The sequence below is a fragment of the Microbulbifer mixtoriginis (SeqCode) genome (assembly GCF_052466865.1).
Map to the genome: position 1 here is coordinate 346,797 of NZ_CP174293.1, position 20,349 is coordinate 367,145.

19 protein-coding genes are annotated in these 20,349 nt (G+C 49.2%); 13 read left to right on the forward strand and 6 right to left on the reverse strand.

Translation table 11 applies throughout. The features are described from left to right. Positions 1–148 precede the first annotated feature (148 nt). From ACJJJA_RS01635 to ACJJJA_RS01665, 7 genes are all read left to right on the forward strand, one after another. The gene (locus ACJJJA_RS01635) at positions 149–811 is read left to right on the forward strand and encodes a PspA/IM30 family protein (protein ID WP_444903569.1); all 663 of its coding nucleotides are present in this window, start codon (positions 149–151) and stop codon (positions 809–811) included. Then, positions 811–1,464, forward strand: a complete 654-nt coding sequence (locus tag ACJJJA_RS01640) for a YqiJ family protein (RefSeq protein ID WP_444903570.1) — start codon at positions 811–813, stop codon at positions 1,462–1,464. The genes ACJJJA_RS01635 and ACJJJA_RS01640 overlap by 1 nt, the downstream gene beginning before the upstream one ends. After that, on the forward strand, positions 1,465–3,174 hold the full coding sequence (locus tag ACJJJA_RS01645; RefSeq protein WP_444903571.1) for a flotillin family protein: 1,710 nt from the start codon (positions 1,465–1,467) through the stop codon (positions 3,172–3,174). Positions 3,175–3,302: 128 nt separating this feature from the next. Beyond that, complete coding sequence (locus ACJJJA_RS01650) at positions 3,303–3,866, forward strand: TFIIB-type zinc ribbon-containing protein (protein WP_252084071.1); 564 nt, start codon at positions 3,303–3,305, stop codon at positions 3,864–3,866. A gap of 355 nt (positions 3,867–4,221) precedes the next feature. Further along, complete coding sequence (locus ACJJJA_RS01655) at positions 4,222–4,590, forward strand: hypothetical protein (RefSeq protein ID WP_444891645.1); 369 nt, start codon at positions 4,222–4,224, stop codon at positions 4,588–4,590. Positions 4,591–4,727: 137 nt separating this feature from the next. Further along, positions 4,728–5,681: a DnaJ C-terminal domain-containing protein gene (locus ACJJJA_RS01660; protein ID WP_252084073.1), complete on the forward strand. Its 954-nt coding sequence runs from the start codon at positions 4,728–4,730 to the stop codon at positions 5,679–5,681. Positions 5,682–5,683: 2 nt separating this feature from the next. After that, positions 5,684–6,007, forward strand: coding sequence for a chaperone modulator CbpM (locus ACJJJA_RS01665; RefSeq protein ID WP_252084074.1), 324 nt, complete (start codon positions 5,684–5,686; stop codon positions 6,005–6,007). A 3-nt stretch (positions 6,008–6,010) separates the two neighbouring features. Here the strand turns inward: ACJJJA_RS01665 and ACJJJA_RS01670 are convergent, their stop codons facing one another. After that, positions 6,011–7,000 carry a glycerophosphodiester phosphodiesterase family protein gene (locus ACJJJA_RS01670; protein ID WP_444903572.1) on the reverse strand — a complete coding sequence of 330 codons (990 nt, stop codon included), beginning with the start codon at positions 6,998–7,000 and terminating at the stop codon, positions 6,011–6,013. 140 nt (positions 7,001–7,140) lie between these two features. Further along, positions 7,141–8,121 (reverse strand): calcium/sodium antiporter, encoded by a 981-nt coding sequence (locus ACJJJA_RS01675; RefSeq protein ID WP_252084076.1) that lies wholly within the window; start codon positions 8,119–8,121, stop codon positions 7,141–7,143. Positions 8,122–8,469: 348 nt separating this feature from the next. Between ACJJJA_RS01675 and ACJJJA_RS01680 the strand changes: the two genes are divergently transcribed. From ACJJJA_RS01680 to ACJJJA_RS01695, 4 genes are all read left to right on the forward strand, one after another. Next, a complete protein-coding gene (locus ACJJJA_RS01680) occupies positions 8,470–8,718 on the forward strand; it encodes a hypothetical protein (protein ID WP_252084077.1) in 249 nt (82 codons plus the stop codon). 256 nt (positions 8,719–8,974) lie between these two features. Then, entirely contained in the window at positions 8,975–10,054 is a 1,080-nt protein-coding gene (gene hppD / locus ACJJJA_RS01685; protein ID WP_444887697.1) for a 4-hydroxyphenylpyruvate dioxygenase, read from the forward strand. Between the two features lie 15 nt (positions 10,055–10,069). Then, a complete protein-coding gene (locus ACJJJA_RS01690) occupies positions 10,070–10,630 on the forward strand; it encodes a VOC family protein (protein ID WP_252084079.1) in 561 nt (186 codons plus the stop codon). Then, complete coding sequence (locus ACJJJA_RS01695; protein WP_444903573.1) at positions 10,627–11,634, forward strand: fumarylacetoacetate hydrolase family protein; 1,008 nt, start codon at positions 10,627–10,629, stop codon at positions 11,632–11,634. Before ACJJJA_RS01690 ends, ACJJJA_RS01695 begins: the two co-directional genes overlap by 4 nt. A gap of 94 nt (positions 11,635–11,728) precedes the next feature. Here the strand turns inward: ACJJJA_RS01695 and ACJJJA_RS01700 are convergent, their stop codons facing one another. Then, positions 11,729–12,586: a carbon-nitrogen hydrolase family protein gene (locus ACJJJA_RS01700; protein ID WP_444903574.1), complete on the reverse strand. Its 858-nt coding sequence runs from the start codon at positions 12,584–12,586 to the stop codon at positions 11,729–11,731. 640 nt (positions 12,587–13,226) lie between these two features. Here ACJJJA_RS01700 and ACJJJA_RS01705 point away from each other — a divergent pair. Both ACJJJA_RS01705 and ACJJJA_RS01710 read left to right on the forward strand, forming a co-directional pair. Further along, complete coding sequence (locus tag ACJJJA_RS01705) at positions 13,227–13,964, forward strand: YopT-type cysteine protease domain-containing protein (RefSeq protein WP_252084082.1); 738 nt, start codon at positions 13,227–13,229, stop codon at positions 13,962–13,964. 229 nt (positions 13,965–14,193) lie between these two features. Beyond that, positions 14,194–15,978, forward strand: a complete 1,785-nt coding sequence (locus ACJJJA_RS01710; RefSeq protein WP_444903575.1) for a DUF885 domain-containing protein — start codon at positions 14,194–14,196, stop codon at positions 15,976–15,978. 106 nt (positions 15,979–16,084) lie between these two features. Here the strand turns inward: ACJJJA_RS01710 and ACJJJA_RS01715 are convergent, their stop codons facing one another. The 3 genes from ACJJJA_RS01715 to rtcR all read right to left on the reverse strand — a co-directional run bounded on the left by ACJJJA_RS01715 (position 16,085) and on the right by rtcR (position 20,054). After that, positions 16,085–16,864: a TSUP family transporter gene (locus ACJJJA_RS01715; RefSeq protein ID WP_444903576.1), complete on the reverse strand. Its 780-nt coding sequence runs from the start codon at positions 16,862–16,864 to the stop codon at positions 16,085–16,087. Positions 16,865–16,997: 133 nt separating this feature from the next. Further along, on the reverse strand, positions 16,998–18,488 hold the full coding sequence (locus ACJJJA_RS01720; protein WP_444903577.1) for a C13 family peptidase: 1,491 nt from the start codon (positions 18,486–18,488) through the stop codon (positions 16,998–17,000). A 60-nt stretch (positions 18,489–18,548) separates the two neighbouring features. Then, positions 18,549–20,054, reverse strand: coding sequence for an RNA repair transcriptional activator RtcR (gene rtcR, locus ACJJJA_RS01725; protein WP_444903578.1), 1,506 nt, complete (start codon positions 20,052–20,054; stop codon positions 18,549–18,551). Positions 20,055–20,349: the final 295 nt, after the last annotated feature.

The window sequence follows — 20,349 nt, forward strand, 5'->3', positions numbered from 1 at the left end:
TTTATGGTTAAGCAAGCGGCAGAATTACTGTTGAAATAAAAACGGTAAATCCACAGTCTGTTGTGGTAAGTACTTAATAGAGTTTGTCAGATCTTGAGGGACTTGGTCTGGCTTTGGTGGAAATTAAACAGTAAAAGGAAAGAAAATTTTGAGAGAAGGATTAATTAAGCGCATTTCACGCTTAATCTCTGTGTCTGCGAATGCAGTTGTGGACTCAGTTGAAACTGCTGCGCCAGAGTCAGTGATGGAACAGGCAATCCGGGATGTGGATGATGCGATTAAGGATGTGCGAGATCAGCTAGGGAAAGCCGAAGCATCTAAATATCTAAATAGTAGAACGTTAAACGAAGAAAAAACACGTCATAAACGTTTAGCTGAACAAATTACCATCGCTGTAAATGAAGGTCGTGATGATTTGGCTGAAGTCTCCATCGCCAAGCAAATGGATATTGAGGTGCAGCTTCCAATTTTAGAGAAAGCGATCAGTGAAAATGAGATAGAAATAAAGGAACTAGGTTCTTATATTCTTGCTCTGCAAGGTAAGAAGCGTGAAATGCGTGAGCAATTACAGGAATTTATTGCAGTCAATAAAAATGCAAGAGGTAGCGTTGTTACTGATGAATATGGTAGGGATAGAAAGTCGAAAGCCCAGGTAGAACAAGCTACCGATGCATTTAATCGAGCAATAGGTAGTACAGCTATATCGACATTTGATTCCGAAATAGATGCCAGTAAGTTAGCAGAGCTTGAGGAGTTTGCACGAAATAATCGTGTGAAAGAACGTTTAGCCAAAATTAAATCGGGGGGCTGATGATATTCTTGTTGCAAGATCAAAACCTGATCTTCACTGGCGCGCTACTTTTAATGTTTATGATAGCGCTTCTTGAAGGCGTGATGACATTGATTGGTGTTGGTATTTCAGACTTACTGGATAACGTACTACCAGATTTTAATGTTGACGTACCAGACACAGGGTTATCTGGGGGGATGACTAAACTACTCGGATGGTTACGTTTTGGGGAGGTGCCTGCACTTATCCTGTTAGTTACTTTTTTGGTTGGTTTTGGAGTAACGGGCTTATTAATCCAAATACTCATGGAGTCATTCTTTGGGTATCTATTACCGGGCGGTTTACTTGCTGTCGGAGTCCTTTTCCTGGCTCTCCCCCAGGTACGTTTTGTTGGCAATATCATGCGACGCTTTGCCGTGGGTGATGAATCTGAGGCGGTTGAGAGAAACTCCTTTATTGGCCGTGTAGCGATTATTACGATCGGCAGAGCAGAAATCGGTTCACCGGCAGAGGCGCGTTTTAGTGATGAATACGGAACCACACACTATGTAATGGTGGAGCCGGATGAGAGTGAAATATTTAATCAGGGGGATAAGGTGTTACTGGTTGAAGAGCTGGGAGCACATTTTCGAGTAACTCGCCCCAGCAGTATACATCTTATGGAGAATAACTAAATGGAGAATCTAGCAGTGATAGGAAACCTTCCGATTATGGTATTTATTGCCGGGGCTGTATTAGTGGCCCTGATTGTTATTGGAACTATTTTTGCACGGCTTTATACACGTGCCTCTAAAGAGCGTTCTTTTGTACGTACCGGTATGGGTGGGCAAAAAGTCATTATGAATGGTGGTGCACTGGTATTACCGGTGTTGCACGAAATTATTCCGGTGAATATGAATACTCTGCGCCTTGCGGTATCCCGCAAAGAGCACCAGGCGCTGATTACCAAAGATCGCATGCGTGTCGATGTACTTGCGGAATTCTATTTGCGCGTGAAGCCCGATGCCGAGGCGATTGCCAATGCGGCACAGACTTTGGGCCTACGCACTCTGGACCCCGAAGCGTTGAAGGAAATGATTGAGGGCAAATTTGTCGATGCGCTTCGCTCTGTGGCCGCCGAAATGGAAATGGCAGAGTTGCATGAACAACGCAGCCAGTTTGTACAAAAAGTACAACAGGTAGTTTCCGAGGATTTGTTGAAAAACGGACTGGAACTGGAGTCTGTTTCTTTGACCGGTCTGGACCAGACTCATAAAGAGTTTTTTAACCAGGATAATGTCTTCGATGCCGAAGGCCTTGCCAGCATGACCCGCTCCATTGAAGCGCGCCGCAAGGAAGTGAACGACGTCGAACAGGAAACTATGGTGCAGATCGAGAAGAAAAATCTCGAAGCCGAGCGCCAGAAACTGGAAATCGATAAGGAAAAACGTTACGCCCATTTGGAGCAACAACGCGAGCTAGAAAATCGCGAGGCCGCACAAAAAGCTGATATTGCTCGTGAACTGGCCGCTCAAGACAGGGCTGCGCGTCAGGCAGAAATTGAAGCCCAGCGTGAGGTTAGTCAATCCCAGATTGCCGCTGAGCAGGCGACTAAACTGCTGGAGATTGAAAAGGAGCGCCGCCTGAGAGAGCAGGAAATTGAGCGTGAGCGTATTCTCGATGAGCAGCGTATCTCCAAAGAGAAATCTGTAGAGATTGCGGAGCAGGAGCGGGCAATTGCCGTTGCGGAAAAATCCAAAGAGCAGTCCCAGGCAGACCAGCAGGCCAACGTTGCACTGGCTGAAGCGGTAAAAGCCGAAGAGCAGGTGCGCACTGCCAAGGACGTGGAAGTGGCAGAGCGTGATAAGCGCATCGAGATTATCGAAGCCCAGAAAGTGGCTGAGCGTCAGGCTACCGGTATTAAAGTAATGGCCGAAGCGGAGAAGTCAGCTGCAGAAGATAAAGCCGAAGCACTTCGCTTGCAGGCTTCTGCAGAGGCAGAGGCAATTCGTATTAAGGTTGAAGCAGATCGCGAGAAATACGCGGTGGATGCTGAAGGTCAGCGTCTGATGAACGAGGCATACAACAGTCTCAATGAAGCTCAGATTGCATTGAAGAAGGTGCTGAGCCTGCATGAGAATCTGCCCAATATTATCCGTGAAAGCGTTAAACCGATGGAAAGTATTGATGGCATGAAAATTATTTCTGTCGAAGGTTTAAATGGTGTGGATGGTCGTGCCTCCAGTGGAATTCTGGATGGAGAATCGGAAGCTAAAGGCCAAAGCCTGCCGGAAGCTTTAGTCGGCAGTGCTCTGAAGCACCGTGCGATGGCCCCCTTAGTGGATTCTCTCTTGAAAGAAGCGGGTGTTGGCAACTTAAGTAAACCCGTTGAGACAGAGAGTTAATATTTTTCAGATTTGATAGATAAACGATATTTGGGCTTTATTTACTAGTTATTTATTTGATAAAAACCCTAATCTCGCAGCCCAGATCTTTAAAAAAGATCTGGGTTATTTTTTATGGAAAAGAAATTATGAAACGTTGTACCAGTTGTAAAAAAGGTGTGCTCAAACCAGTTGTCATTGAGCAGTTGTTTCGTGCACATACCTGCTCAAGTTGTGGTGGGAACTGGATTTTGGTTGAAGACTATCTGACTTGGAAAAGAAAAAATCCCGAGTACCAGTTTTCCGATAATATAGCTGTGCTAAATGAAATCGTGGCCGAAGATACCAAGAAAGCTATTTTATGTCCGGTAACAGGCATGATCATGCAGAAGTTAAAAATTACTGCGGCTAGTGAACACCGTTTAGATTATAGCCCGACAGTTGGTGGTATTTGGCTGGATAAAGGAGAGTGGGAGCTTCTGAGAGCTGAGGGGCTTGCTGCTTCTTTGAACTCATTGGTTACCCATGAGTGGCAGAAAAAGGTTAGGGATACTAGGGCACAAGAGACTTTTTCTGAGGTTTATAGAAGCAGATTTGGCGAAGAGCTATATGACAAAGTAAAAGAAATTCGAGAGTGGTTACATTCCCAAGAAAAGAAAGCAGATATTCTTGCCTATTTGACCGCGGAAGATCCTTATTCTGCGGAGCGATAATTACCAGTTTTGTAGTGATGTTACTCTGGGAGCATGATTCATTTTTGTTTCCTTTAGCTGAGTAGTTGATGTTTATGTGCTATTTAAGTCGCTAATTGAAATGGCGCATCAATACTCTTTTTTTGGTGTCGTCTTTAAAGGCTGAATCGACATTTAAATTATCCGTATTTGGATTTTATAAACTGATCTATTGGTAATGGATAAAAATTGCATAAAATTGATAAAAGATTCTCAATTTTTTTCGTTAGGATTCTGGAAGCGCCTTTGAAGATTAAAATCTGGATGTTAACCTGATTAAGGTCGCTAATTTGGTTTGCTGCGACAACTAATATATAAAAATAACTAGGTTAGGAAAATGACTATCAAAAAAATTCTATTAGCGAGTTCTTTGATTTTTGCCTCCTCTTTAGCCGTGCCGGCTTTTTCTGCCAATCTTGTTTGCCAACTAAATGTTAAGCCTGGTGGCCATGTAATGGGTAATGGCACTTCCCACTGTAATGGAATAGATTTCAGTTTTGGAAGCTCCACTTCTGGAAGTTGGAGTATTACCAATATCTCTAAATCTATTGATCGGGTCCATTGGGTAAAAGGCTGTAATTCTGGGCTGTCATGCGGTGTGACAGTCAGAGCTTATTCATCCAACGAGGCGCAGGCCTATATCCATTACAAGGATGGAAGTATCGAATATGTAACAGCCAACATGTGGTACGAAACCGGGCATTAAGTTAGTACTACGGCGCCGATTGTTCTATCGGCGCTTCTATTTACCAGTGGACATCTACTTAATCAGATAATACTCGCGTCGATTTTCTCACTTTAAATACGTGGCGAACCCTCTCATCATCGGCTTTTATTAAAGCCATGGAATACAAGGACTATTACAAGATTCTCGGTCTGGAGCGGAATGCTGATCAGGCGGAGGTCAAGCGTGCCTATCGAAAGTTGGCACGTAAATACCACCCCGATGTCAGTAGTGAGAAGGATGCCGAGGAGCGCTTTAAAGAGGTGAATGAGGCCTACGAAGTGCTTAAGGATCCAGAGAAACGTGCGGCCTATGATCAGTTGGGTAGTGGCTTTCAGTCCGGCCAGGATTTCCGGCCGCCCCCTAATTGGGATCAGGGGTTTGAGTTTCACGGTGGTGGTTATACCGATGCCGATAGTGAGGCCTTCAGCGATTTCTTTGAGAGCTTATTTGGGCGAGGCGGATTTAGTCAGGGCTATGGCGGCAGACAGAGGCGCCAGTACAGTGCTCAGGGGGAAAACACCTACGCGCGAATCGCCATAGATCTGGAAGACAGTTATCGCGGCAGCAGTCGGCAGATTACCCTTAAACACACGGTGTTGGGGGAGGATGGGCGCCCGCAACTGCAGGAGCGCACACTAAACGTCAAGATTCCAAAAGGGATTACTGAAGGTCAGCAAATTCGTCTGGCCGGGCAGGGTGAAGCAGGCATTGGCGGCGGTAAACCCGGTGACCTTTATCTCGAGATCATTTTCAACTCTCATCGTCTCTATCATACCGAGGGCCCAACGGTTTATCTGGACTTACCCATGGCCCCTTGGGAGATGGCCTTGGGGGCCAAAGTACAGGTACCAACACCGAGCGGGCCCCTGAAAGTTACCATCCCTGCCAATAGTGATAACGGCAAGAAGCTTCGCCTCAAGGGGCGGGGTATCCCTGCCAAACAACCTGGTGATATGTACATCGTGCTGCAGACAGTTACCCCCTCTGCCACTAGCGATGCTCAGCGCGAGGCCTATCGTCAATTCAGTAAGGCCTTTGACTTTAATCCGCGCCAATCCATGGGGAGCTGATAATGAGAGTTAGAAAGGCCGAACAGGTCACCGGTGTGCTGCTTGATGAAGAGAGTGAACTGAGTTTGAGCGAATTGTGTCGCGCCTGTGAGCTTCCTGCTGAACGTATATTGGCACTGGTGGAGGAAGGTATTATCGAGCCACGTGCGCGCAAACCCCGCTGGCGCTTTAGTGGTATTTGCGTGCGCAGGGTTCGTCGTGTCTACACGCTGGAGCGGGATCTTGGAGTCAATCTTGCCGGTGCTGCGCTAGCGCTGGAATTACTCGAAGAGATAGAGCGGTTACAAGCGCAGCTGGCGCGATTAGAGCAGCGGCGAAAACGTTAGTATTTATTCATGGCTGGCTTGTAACAGTGGACCAATGACTTCAATTTTCTCAATCCAGATAACACCGTTGTAATTCTTAGGCAGGAAATTTAAATCCTCTGGTCGGTAGATAGCGGTAAGGCCGCCCTTTTTATCTTGATGATCCAGCACTATGACTAAACTGCCGCTTTGGGCTACCCGGTCGATAAATCGGTTCGGCCAGCCCCAGAGTGCCCAATGCCAGGTATTGGGTGCCATAACAATACTGTTGCGGCAAGCCTCGGGGATATAGCCGCTCCACCCAATCAGCAAATATCCCAGTGCACAACCTTTTGCGCTGTTCCTACTGAAGGCCAAAGCTTTGGGCCTTAACTCCCGTATTCTTGCGATTGGGAGGGGGCCGCCGTAGACCATTAAGCGGGAATCGGAGAGTAGTTGGTGTTGGCGTAAATAGTTATTGAGTAGGTCTGCTTCATTGGGGTCATTACTTTTTATATTGATCAGGAATTGTCGATCTGGGAAGTGTTGCAGAACTTCTTTCAATGTGGGTAGTAGTCCAATGCCCTGGCCGCGAAAAGGGAAGCTTTTTCCGCCATCGAAGGTGTACCCATAGCCGATATCGAGTTTCTTTAGGTCAGTGATGGCATGCTTCCGAGTGACGCCTCTTCCATTTGTACGGCAATCCAAAGTCCAGTCATGAAATACGGCAAATTCACCGTCGGTTGTGGGATGGATATCGAGTTCGACAATATCCGCGCCATGCGCAAATGCTGCTTCCATGGAGGGAATGGTGTTTTCAAGATAGCGGTGCTCAGGCTGGAATATGCGAATAGCCGTACAATCGTCACGCCCTAGATTATCGCGATTGTAGGTTTGGTAGACACCGCGATGGGAAATAAGAACGGGCTCGCCCTGGGGTGTTGGAGCCAACCAGGAAGCATTTAATAGGTAAATAGCTCCAAAGCCGAATAAAGAACCCAACATGCCAACTTTGGCAAAAAAGCTCCGCCTCATAAAAGCATCTCCGTCATTATTTCCCTTGAGGTGCTGCCAATACTAGCTGGCACTGGTCTGGAAGAACGGGCTTTTTGGGGGCAAATTATGGCGAATTCAGGCGGTAAACTTGGGGTGGTGTGAAGCCACCCCAAGTACGGTCAAAGTGCGGCTTTAGTAATGGTGGTGATGAGGTAGCCAGTGTAGATAAGGTAAGCTGTCAAAAGAGCACCGCCTTCCCAGCGGTTGATTCGACCCTGGCCACGAAAGCCATAGGCGAAGACAAACAGGGCCAGGGTCAAGCCGATCACCATGGGCCAGTCTCTGGTGAGTACTTCCGGTGGCACACTGGACATGGGAGCGATAGTGCCGGCAATCCCCACCACGGCCAGCAGATTGAACATATTCGAACCCACCACGTTGCCTATCGCAATATCGTGTTCGCCTTTGCGCGCGGCTACTATGGTGGCTGCCAGTTCTGGTAGAGAAGTACCGAGGGCGACAATAGTAAGGCCGATAATCAGATCGCTAACACCCAGCGATTCGGCGATGGTCACTGCGCCCCAAACCAGCAACCGCGAGCTGACAATCAGAAGTACCAAGCCGGCGACTACCCAGAACAGAGCCCGGCCCAGGGGCATGGCGTGTTCTTCCAACTCCTCAGCGACCTCACCTTCCAGATTATCGCCTTTGCCGCGCAGGGCGGAGAATACACTCCAACCGATCAAGCCGAAGAAACCCAGTAGTAGAATGATTGATTCCCAGCGCTCCAGCTTGTCATTCCATAGGAAGGCGCCACTCAGAAGAGTGATGGCCATTAATAGCGGCAGCTCTTTGCGCACAATTTTCGAATGTACGCTCAAGGGAATTATCAGGGCACTGAGGCCAAGGATCAGGCCGGTATTGGTGATATTGGAACCATAGGCGTTGCCCAGGGCCAGGCCGGGGCTGCCATCCAGCGCGGCAATGGCTGAAACTACCATCTCAGGGGCAGAAGTACCGAAACCGACAATCACCATGCCGATCAACAGCGTGGGCATACCGGCGTGCTTGGCTGTGGCAGCGGCGCCTTCCACGAAGCGGTCAGCACTCCAGACCAGCACAATAAAGCCGGCGATAATGGCGAGAGCGGCGAGAAGCATAGGCAGTCCTCAAAAGATACAGGCGGATTGGGGCATGGCCCGACAAACGGTCAGCGATTGTACCGGCTCTCGGCGTCACAATCAGTGAATTGCTGAAAAGGTAGGCGCGATATCTGTAAAAAATCGAAAGTGTCCCGCCAGTCAGATGGTTCCGCTGCCAGTGTGGGCTACAGTCAATGCATGGCCCGGTAAATCTACGGGATGGCTGAGAGGCTCTGTGCCCCGGTGCGAAGCCCGCTCAGTTGGTGGAGATGTCGGGTATGTTTACGCGGGTCGCACAGAGCCATGGGCGGCGGATTCCGCGACATCCATGTCACCGGCCACTCGCCGGCTAGTTAGGAGGCCTATATGCAATTCAAAGCTTCAATCGGAATACTGGCGGCTGCGCTGGTGCTGACCCTCTCCGCTTGTGAACAGAGGAAAAAGGAAGAGTCCATGGACAAAGGCGGTATGGGCACTGCTGAAACCGGGTGCTGCCAGCATGCAGAAAGTGCCTGCGCCGGGGATGTTACCAAATCCCAGTGCGACCAGATGAGCGGCAAGTTTCATAAAGAGCATATGTGCCGCACCGATACTGGCAAGTGCGCTCGTAAATAGCATCTGCTGCTGAGGGTGCGGTACAAGCCTGTGCTGCGCCTCTCTTTCTCACCTGAATCGCTTATCTAGCGGTCTTTCTTACAATTCACGTGAATGCATAATCCCCTCATGTTCAGTGACTGAATACTACCTTTGGGTACGTATTCCTGGCCCCCTTGACATTAGTTACATCTGCAACTAACTTCCTTTGCGCTAGAAATTAACCAGCGCGCAGCCCCGATAAATGGCGCCGCGATGATAAGAGACGGAGGACTGCATGGCCGACTTATTTGAGAACCCGATGGGTTTGGATGGCTTCGAATTTGTAGAATTCACTGCGCCGGAGAAAGGCATTCTCGAGACTGTGTTTAGCGCCATGGGCTTTACTAAGGTGGCCAGCCACCGCTCTAAAGCCGTGGAGTTGTGGCGCCAGGGTGATATCAACTTTGTCACCAACTACGAGCCCGACAGCCACGCCTACTACTATGCCCAGGAGCATGGTCCCTCTGCCTGTGGCCTGGCCTTCCGGGTGAAAGATGCCAAGTTTGCCTACGAAGAAGCTCTGCGCAAGGGCGCTCAACCGGTAGATGTACAGACAGGCCCTATGGAGCTGAAACTGCCGGCTATCAAGGGTATCGGTGGTGCGACTCTGTACCTGATCGACCGCTACGAAGATGGTGAGTCCATCTACGATATCGACTTTATCTGGGAAGAGGGCGTTGACCGTCGTCCGGAAGGTTGTGGTTTCCACACTCTGGATCACCTTACCCACAACGTGTATCGCGGCCGTATGGATTACTGGGCCAAGTATTACGAAGACCTGTTCAACTTCCGCGAGATTCGTTACTTCGATATCAAAGGCGAATACACCGGCCTGCTGTCCAAGGCGATGACTGCACCGGATGGCAAGATCCGTATCCCGCTGAACGAAGAAGCAGCTGGTGGCGGTGGCCAGATCGAAGAGTTCCTGATGAAGTACAACGGCGAGGGTATCCAGCATATCGCCTTTGCTTGTGATGACTTAATTGCCTGCTGGGATCGCCTGAAAGAGCGCGGTATGGAGTTTATGACCCCGCCGCCGGACACTTACTACGAAATGCTGGAAGAGCGCCTGCCAGGGCACGGCGAACCTACCGAGGAATTCCAGAGCCGCGGCATCCTGCTGGATGGCACCACTGAGGGCGGCCAGCCGCGTCTGCTGCTGCAAATTTTCTCTGCCAATATGCTCGGCCCGGTATTCTTCGAGTTTATCCAGCGCAAGGAAGACGAAGGGTTCGGCGAGGGCAACTTCAAAGCCCTGTTTGAATCCATTGAGCGCGACCAGCTCAAGCGTGGCGTCATTAAAGAAAAGGAATAACAATCGGAGGCTTCAATGGGCATTAAGCGCATTCACCACGTGGCGTATCGCTGCAGGGACGCTAAGGAGACGGTGGAATTTTACCGCGATCTTCTCGGCATGGACTTTCAGCTGGCCATTGCCGAAAACGAGGTACCCTCAACCGGTGAGCCGGACCCTTACATGCACGTCTTTATGGATGCGGGTATGGGGAATGTGCTTGCCTTCTTCGAAATCCCCAACTCCCCGGAGATGGGGCGCGATGAGAACACACCCAAATGGGTGCAGCATATCGCTTTCGAAGTGGAGTCCATGGAAGAAATGCTTGAGACCAAAGCGCGACTGGAAGCGGCCGGGGTCGACGTACTCGGCCCTACCAATCACACGATTTTCCAGTCTATCTATTTCTTCGACCCCAACGGTCATCGCATTGAGCTGGCTGCCAATACCGCCAAGCCTGGTATGCACAAAGAGCTGAAGCGGGTTGCTGAGGATATGTTGGAAGAGTGGTCGCGTACTAAAAAAGCCCCAAGGCACGCCGCCTGGATGCACGGGGAAGAAGAGTTTGTGGAAAAAACTGAAGGGGAGGCACAGTGAAGTTAGCCAGCCTTAAATCCGGCCGCGATGGCCAACTGGTTGTTGTTAGCGATGATCTTACCCGTATGGTGCCGGCCGGCGATATCGCTCCCACCATGCAGAGTGCATTGGACAACTGGGCAGCCGTCAGTGGCGAGCTGGAGAAGCTGCACGAGCGTTTGCACAACGGCGAGATTGCCGGAGAGCCATTCGAGCAGAGCCTGTGTGCATCGCCTCTACCGCGCGCTTATCACTGGGCCGATGGCAGTGCCTATGTGAACCATGTTGAGTTGGTGCGCAAGGCTCGCGGTGCCGAGGTGCCTGAGAGCTTTTATAGCGATCCGCTCATGTACCAGGGGGGCTCTGATACCTTCCTGGCCCCGCGCGAGCCGGTGACCATGCCGCAAAGTGAGGGCTTTGGTATCGATTTCGAGGCGGAAATCGCCGTAATCACCGACGATGTACCCATGGGAGTATCCGCCGAGGATGCGCTCTCCCATATCAAATTGGTAATGTTGGTGAATGACGTTTCCCTGCGTGGATTGATTCCTGCGGAGTTAGCTAAAGGTTTTGGCTTCTACCAGTCCAAACCCTCCAGTGCTTTCTCACCGGTATGCGTGACTCCAGAGCAGCTGGGTGAAAACTGGCGTGAGGGCAAATTGCACCTGCCACTGGTCTCACTACTGAACGGTGAGAAGTTTGGTGAGCCCAATGCTGGTGTGGATATGACCTTCCACTTTGGCCAGTTGATTGCCCACGCGGCGAAGACCCGCCCACTCTGTGCGGGTACTATTATCGGTTCCGGTACCGTATCCAATAAGCTGGATGGCGGTCCCGGCAAACCGGTAGCAGAGGGTGGAGTTGGCTACAGCTGCATCGCTGAGATCCGCATGATCGAAACCATCCAGAATGGTTCGCCTAGTACACCGTTTATGGATTTCGGCAACACTATCGCTATCGAGATGTTCGATGGTGAAGGTCAGTCTATTTTTGGGCGTATCGAGCAGACAGTGGAGAAGGTTTAATATCACCTTCTTGCCACAGTTTATGTCGTAAAAAAGGGGCAACCGTTAGGTGGCCCTTTTTTATTTAGATACCTTTTGTTTAGATTCCTTTTATTTAGACCCCAAGCCGACGCATGGAAAGTAATGACATTTGCCGCCGTATATTGGCCAACTTTTCACTTTCCAGTGTGGCAGTGATGACTGCTTCACCCTCGCCGGCTTCGGCCAGGATTTCACCCCAGGGATCAATAATCGCGGAATGTCCCCAGGTACGTCTTTTCTCCGAGTGGGTCCCCCCCTGATTGGCGGCAATTACAAAGCAGCCGTTCTCAATCGCACGTGCTTGCAACAGGGTCATCCAGTGTGCCCGCCCTGTGGTGTGGGTAAATGCCGCAGGCACCAAAAAAATCTCAGCACCGGCTATGGCTAGTAGGCGGTAGAGTTCGGGAAAGCGCAGATCAAAACAGATACTGAGCCCCAGAGCCCCCCAGGGCGATGTCGCCACACAGGGCTCGTTGCCGGGTTCAATACTGGCGGATTCACGATAGCTGCCGGTAGCGTCCTCAACTTCCACATCAAATAAATGTATTTTGTCGTAGCGAGCCAGCAAAGCGCCTTGATCGTCGAATAGCAGGCACGCTGAGCGGCTGCGCTTCCCCTCAGTAGGGCTACCGTCGGCTCGCTCCAGTAAGGGTATCGAGCCTGCGACCAGCCAGATACCCAGCTCCTCTGCCCAATTTGCAAGGGCGTGTTGAATGGGTTGTCTATCTGCGTTGGCTTTACCAGAAATGCAAAAAGGTTCGGCCACGGAAAAACTACCTTTATCCGAGAAATGCGCAAAGTTTTCCGGCAGTAGTATCAGTTGCGCGCCGTGCCCGACTGCTTCCACAAGCAGTTTGTAAGCCTGTGAGAGATTATTTGTAACGCTCTCGCCACTGACCATTTGCACTGCTGCAACACAAAGGCTATTCACTAAGGGTCTCCTTTTTCTCCGGTTTTATTACGGAGTATTGATCAAGCTAAAACCTGATAATGAGAATGAAATGTAACAGAGTGATAATTCTCACTTTGTTAGCCCCACTTATCTTGAGGCGAACTTTGGAGGGGTGAATCCCATATTGGTTTGATAAGTTCTTTTTAGTGTAGATCCAGTTTCTTAGGGATATGGCTACTGAAAATTCCCCTGATTTTTCTGCAAAGGTTTCCCTCCATTTTTTCTTTATACTTTTTAAGCAATTAAAAAACTGGGTGGTTTTGTATATGCTCTTAGCAGAAATGGTAATTCCGCGTGGAAGCCCTACCAATTAAAATTTCAGTCAGTAATTTTTAGACTCTTACTATCTGTTTTTAAAGTGGTTGAACGAAAAAATACCACTTTAACCAATAAAATTTGGCCAACATCCCTTAAAACCTCCCTTCAAAATAAGCATTTATGCGGCCTGGAAAAAGAGTGCCAGAGTCGATTTAAAAAGCTTTTCTATTTCCTGTTGGCGCTGAAACTTTTCTGCTTCAATGCCGGCCCAATCTGATAAGTGGCGTAGAAAAATTCCACGAAATTTTTAAAAGGGATTTTAAAAGCGCTTTTCTTGCCTAGTAGAAGTGAGAGAATAAAAATGCCTATTTGGGTCGACAAAACCATTCTTACCGTAACTGGTACACGTGTACAGCCCGTGCAACAGGCGGTGCCCAGATACAATGGAGTAATTGTCAAGGACTTTAGCCAATGCTTCGATCCGGTGAAGGGGTTGATCACCATGCATGAAGATACTGCTGGTGGTGTGTGTGAATCCCTCTCGGCTTTTTGGATGAAGTATCACTCTGAAGGCGGTACTTTGTGGAGCTGGTTATACCCCAATAACACGCTCGATGAGCGCCATCTCTATCATGTGATGACTTTACAACAGGCAGGCATGCACGATGATCAGGATCGGATTACCGAAGCTTGGTTGGGGGTGCAAAACCTGTATCCTGTCAGTCAGAATATTTTTGGGGGGGCTTTCCCCAATGGGCGTGGTGGTAATACGATTCGTGGTATTAATAATCCGCGTAGAGCCAATGGGCAGAGCGGTTTGTTCTCTCCCAATGCCTTGGCTCGGGAAATTATTCTAGATCAAACGGGCGGAGCGGGCTGCTATAAAAAAATCAGCCTGGATGGCACTTTCGCCGGTCACACCATGGCTGCCTGGGTGGCGCAAGACATCGCCTTCTTTGATCCGAACTTTGGCGAATTCTGGTTTGAATCCCGCGCTTCTTTCTTTAATTGGTTTACCCAATCCTTCTGGTATCAGTCCATGTATTCCGCCGGTTTGAGTGGTGGCTTTGCTATTCGCTCTTATGCGCGCAGGGGCTAATTAGTCACCGATAGTGTGGGAGTTGTAGCCACTGCGGCTCCCACAGTCCTCTTAATTCACACCCTTTTATGTAATCAATCTTCAACCACCTCGTCCTCAAGTCACGAACTATCTCGGTTTCAGGGTCACGGAAAACAATCTTGCAGTGTGTCACTCATGTTAAGGTTGGCCGGTCATAACGAATATCAATTTCGATGAGCATAAACTTAGCGATTAAATGGAGAGCAGCGTGAAATCCGGCAAGGCCCTGGCAAAACACTTTAAGCGGCTATCTGGCGTTATCTTGGCCACTTGTGTACTAACCCCAGTATCTTGGGCCACAACGGCAACAGAACAGCTCCAGGATGTGATCGAAGACCACTGGCAGTATCGTCTGCGCGAGGATCCAATTACTGCGGGACGTATGGGGGTGTCGGACTATAACCGTCAGTTGCCGGGGGTGACTGCTGAGGATAGAGCGCGTCGGTTGAAGTCCGAGCAAAAATTGCTGCAGCGCTTGCAAACGATAGACGCTAGTGAATTAGCGGATTCGGACAAGGTTAATCGGGAGTTGCTCACCTGGGTACTGGAAAACTCCATCGAGGCCAATCAGTTATTCTTGAAGCGTATACCGCTCAATACCTTCTCTAGTTTCTTCGGTACAGCCCTGGATGCGCACAGTGGCCTGGCGATGACCAGCGTCGCGGATTATGAGGATTACATCGCTCGTATCCGCGAGTTTGGCCGCTTCTTCGATGAGAATATTGCCAATATGCGCGAGGGTATTCGCACAGGTTTTGTTTTGCCCAAAATAGTGGTGCAAGGCATAGCCCCTACGGTGCGAGCCCAGGTTTATAAAGACCCAACTAAAAGCAGCTTGTATAAGCCATTTGCGGAGATGCCTGCTGCAATTACTACTGAAGAGCAGCAGCGCCTGCGCAATGCCGGCAAAGAAGCCATTGAACAGGTCGCTATTCCGGCTTTTGACCGTGTAGCAAACTTCCTGGAAGGGGATTATCTGAAAGCCGCCAGTGAGACCCTTGGGGCTGAACAGCTGCGTGGTGGTAAGGATTACTATCGCTACAACATCGGCTATTACGTCACCTTGGATATGGATCCAGCGGAAATTCACCGCACAGGTTTGGCCGAGGTGAAACGTATTCGTGCGGAAATGGAAGCGTTAATAAAGGAATCTGGTTTTAAAGGTAGCTTTGCGGAATTTACCCACTTTCTGCGTACGGACCCCCAGTTCTATGCCAAAACGCCGGAAGAGCTGCTAAAGGAGACTGCCTATATCTCTAAGCGAATCGACTATGTGTTGCCGGAGTTCTTTAATCTGCTGCCACGCACTCCCTATGGCGTCGTTCCGGTACCCAGCGAAATCGCGCCCAACTACACCACGGCCTCCTATAATCCTGCCGCTATCGGTGGCACCCGTGGTGGGGCCTATTGGCTGAATACACACGGCCTGGATCAGCGCCCCTTATATGAACTGCCTGCACTGACTTTACACGAGGCGGTACCCGGTCATCACTTGCAAGGTGCTTTGTCTCAGGAACTGGAGAATGTACCGGACTTCCGCCGAGAACTTTACTTAAGTGCTTTTGGTGAAGGATGGGCGCTTTACTCCGAGCGCCTTGGCAAGGAGATGGGCTTATATACAACGCCTTATGAACACTTTGGTCGTCTCAGCTATGAAATGTGGCGTGCGGCACGTTTGGTGATCGATACCGGTATTCACTCTCAGGGCTGGACTCGCCAGCAGGCGCTCGATTTCCTCTCCAGTAATACCTCGCTATCTCCCGCGAATGTACGCGCAGAAGTGGATCGTTATATATCCTGGCCGGGCCAAGCCCTCTCTTACAAAATGGGAGAAATTAAGATCCGCCAGTTACGCGCTCAAGCGGAAAAGGAGTTGGGAGAAAAATTTGATCTGCGTGCTTTCCACGATGCACTGTTAAAAAATGGAGCCCTACCGCTTTCCATGTTGGAAGAGCAGATGCAACGGTTTATTGCGGAGCAGAAAGCCTCTTAAAGTGTCTTGTTTTGCAATCCCGCTCTTCATTGTTAGAGCGGGATTGCCAGAATAAGCCAGCGTATAACCGGCAAATTATTGATACAAGCGGTAAAGCAGCTTTTTTTCAGATAAAACCTATCCATCCCATAGCGTGTGCGTATTTTATTAGCATCCCGCTACACATCAGTACGACTACCCCTCTCAAATAGGTGGGGTTGATTTTAAAAAGGCAGTGTGACCCTATCCATGCACCTATGACTTGTCCAGCCATCATCAAAATGCCTATGACCCATACCACTTGCCCTGCAACTAAAAATACCAATAAAGAGGCGACGTTGGTGGAGAAGTTAAGAGGCTTTGCTATTGCGGTGGCTGTCAATAAATCTTGTCCTCGGCAAGCAATGCCTGACAAAGTGAAAAATGACCCAGTCCCAGGCCCAAACATGCCGTCGTAGTATCCAATAAATGGAATTACCCCATATTGATATTTCTTGCTAGATAGTTTGGGTTCATCATTATTCTGGGCTATAGCCGGAGAAATCAGAAAGTAAATAGCAATAAATAACAGTACTATAGGGATAACAAAAGATAAGATGTCAGTATTGATAAGTTGTACGGCTATGGTTCCAATAGCGGCTCCAATAAAGGCGGATAGCATCAACCTTTTAATCCCATCCCAGCTTACTTTTTTACCCCTAATCATCATATAAGTGGCTGTTGCTGTACCGATACTGCCTTGTAATTTATTGGTACCTAAGGCAGATAGTGGTGGAATACCGCTTAAGACTAAGGCCGGAACGGTTATCAGGCCGCCGCCACCCGCTAATGTATCGAGTAGGCCGGCAACAATAGCAACGAAAAATAAGATAAGTAATAACTCTGTAGAGAAGCTAGCGAAATCCAAAAAGATACCTCCTTTCGCTTACTGTTAGATTTATTAGCTAATAAAGCCTGAATATTTTTTACAGGAAGAAGCATTTATAAATTTCCCGCCAAACTAATAAGAAATAACTTATTTCTGACGAAGAAATACCCATCTAATTTGCTTTCTCTTTCCCCTGCCACCACATCAGGAAGTCCTCTCCCACTGAATACTGGGGCAGGGAGTGGCGGCTTCTGCTAATTTCCTGCTCCTGCTCCATTTCGGTTACTTTTAATTTTGTAGCTTCAAACCAGGCTTCAGGATTGTCCACACCTTGGTTAAGGGCCTCACCGTAAAGGGCTGAGCTAAACCAGGTGCGCTGAGAGTCGTCACTGCAACCAAAGGAGCTACGGTCGGCAGCGGCTGAAGTAAAGATTACTCTGTTGGGGTTATTTAAAGCTTCTATCCACTGTCCGGAAAAGCAAGCCGAAATTATGATCCATTGGTGCTGAGCGTTAATATTGTCTAACCACTGTTGCCCATCTTTTAGAGATAGGTCGTTAAGTGGTATTTCACCTTCGGCAATTTTGAAGTCTCCATTGCGAGCACCATGGCTTACAAGATGCACCAGAAGTAAATCTTCTTTGGGGTCCATCAGTTGGTCTAAAGCTGTTAGACTTTCCTGGATACTGGTTCGAGTGGCCAAGGGAAAACCGTAACCGCCACCGTTACTAAGGCGCAGCAGTCGCTGGTCGATATCAAAAGCTTCATCTAGGCGTTCTGCCACCCACTCCAGCTCCCTTGCAAATACCGGAGAGGTACCATCACCACCTACTAGTAGTGTGTAAATATCACGGATGCCGGGTCTTTGTGGGGGCAGTGCGTTTATAGCATTTCGTAAGCGTTCACTCTCACTGTAGAGGCGGGTTTCCGCTTGGGCGCCGGGTATATTTGCCAGTGCGCGCCAAGCAGCTTCGCTAGGGTAATAAATACCTTCGGAGAAATAGCCAGGTTTCTCGATAATGTTGCCTTCAGCATCCCTACTAATTTGTTTACCTTCCCCCTCAGCTTCCCCATAGCTGAATGTGGCATGGATCACAGTGCCGTCAGGCTGAGTGAGTTCACCCTCGCCAGAGTATGAGCCGTACTCAAAGCCGCCGGTATAACGATAGCCATCGCTATCCGAGTAGTTGCCTTGTATTAAATAGCCGTTTTCAAAAGTGCCCTGATAAAGGCTGCCATCATCGGTACTGAGTTTGCCTTCGCCATGAGGGTCAAAAGCCAAAAATTCGCCATTGTAAATGTCACCGTCATCCCAATTTAACGTACCGTTTTTTAGCTCCCCTTCAAGGAATTCACCTATCCACACAGTTCCATTGCAGGTATAGCGACCTTTGCCGTGGGGCTCCCCATTGAGAAACTCGCCTTCATAAGTACAACCATCATTTCCGGTTAATACGCCTTCGCCCGTCATGCGGCCTTCTCGAAAGTTTCCACGATAAAGGCTGCCATTGGGCCATTCGAGTTGGCCCTGCCCATGAAACAGGCCGTTTAACATATCGCCTTTGTATACCGAGCCATCTGGCAAGGCGGTTCCGCCTGCAAACTGAGTTGGCTCGCAGGCACTGAGTAAAAAAATAAGCGGGAAAAAGTAGATAGATCTCATTCCATGATCCAGCATCAGGGTTTAGGAATGAGACTAACAAAAAATGGTGCCAGGCGGTCTCTATGTTTTATTCAGTTGGTCGAATTTAAGACCGTATTTATCTAAAAGTTGGCGTATCCGGTGAGAGTCGTTATTGGATTTTTTTGCTGTGCGGCTCACTTGAAACAGTTTGCGCCCGGCTGCTGCCATAGAGTTGGACTCCTCACAAACTTGAATCAGTCCCGCCAACTTGATCTGCTCGTAGTAATCCATCTGTTCGATGCGGTCACGGCCCAACAACATTTCAATACGGGCAAAGGGCAGTGATGACTTACTCTGTGGGCTTTGCCACTTAATCTGTAATCTGTGAATTTCCTCCTCCACTACCTGGGTCGTGATACGCCCGCCGTCGGCGAGGGTGCCCATGCGCAGGATACTGGCGATAAGATCGCGAAAGTTCGCTGACCAGCTGGCCTCTACCGAGCGGCCAAAGTTCAGGTACCTCTCCCGCGCCGCTTTATTGAAGCTCACCAGGTGGCCAGACTTTGTGGAGAAGGCTTCAAGCTCAAAGTCGATATTGGGTTCCAGGTCTTCAATACGCTCACGCAGAGAGGGTAGGCGGTAGGTCCATAAGTCGATACGGGCCAGCAGGTCTGCACGAAACTTACCCTCGCGACTGAGCTGTACTAGATCCCGGTTGGTGCCAGCGATCAGCTGGAAGTGACTGCTCACTTCTTTATCTGAGCCAAAGGGCATAAAGCGCTTGTGCTCTATGGCCCGCAGTAGCATTGCCTGTTCGTCCAGTCCCAACTCGCCAATCTCATCCAGAAATAGCAGACCCTTATCCGCCTCCATTAATAGCCCAGGGCGGTGTGTGGTGGCACCGGTAAAGGCCCCTTTGCGGTGGCCGAATAGGGCGGACATGGCATTCTCACCACGTAGGGTGGCGCAGTTTACCGCGACCAGGCCTCCTTCCAATTTTCCGCGTTGTTTACGTAACTCATAGACACGCTGGGCCAGCTGAGATTTTCCTGCCCCCGTCGGTCCTGTAATGAGAATGGGCACATCGGAGCGAATAGAGACCTGCTCTAACTGCTCGATCATCTGGTTAAAGGCCTGGTTGTTGGTTTCGATACCGCCTTTCAGGTAGGTAGTGCCCTCCTGGTGTTCTCGCTGGAAACGTGAGGCAATCTGGTCGTACTTGGATAGATCCAAGTCGATAATCTGGTACTGCCCCGGCAAATTACTGTTTTTCTGTGCAGGAGAAGTTTGCAGCAGGCGCCCAGGGAAATAACCGGCCTCTGTGAGCAGGTAGAGACAGATCTGGGCCACGTGGGTGCCAGTCGTGATATGTACCAGGTATTGCTCCTGATCCGGCTTAAAAGCGTAATCGCGGGCGAAATCCAGCAGGTTGCTGTACACACTCTCGAAATCCCAGGGGTCATTGAAGTTGACCCGGTGATGAACCACGTCGGTTTCAGGGGAAATACGTGCAATGTCCTCAGTGACCTGGTCTGCCAGGTTTTTCGAGTGGTTGTCGAAAAGGAGCTCCAGCCGATCGATCAGCAGGTCATCGTGCTGGCACATAGAGATATTGGGGCGCCACTTGTCCCAACGCTTGTCACTTGTACGCGCCGGTCTTTAGTCGTGCCGAGAATACTGATAGCTACTGTTTTCATACTATCTAAAATAATAAATAGCTATCTTAAAAGATAGATATTCTATACATCGTACTGGGCTAACCCTCCCTTAGAACGCTACCGATAAAATAATTTATTTATAAAAAACAATGAGTTACAGAAAATTGGAAAGTTTCTGCAAAAGTTGGCACTCAATTCGCTATATCAATGGCAAAAGAAGCGCGTGAAGTGGTAACGCGGTT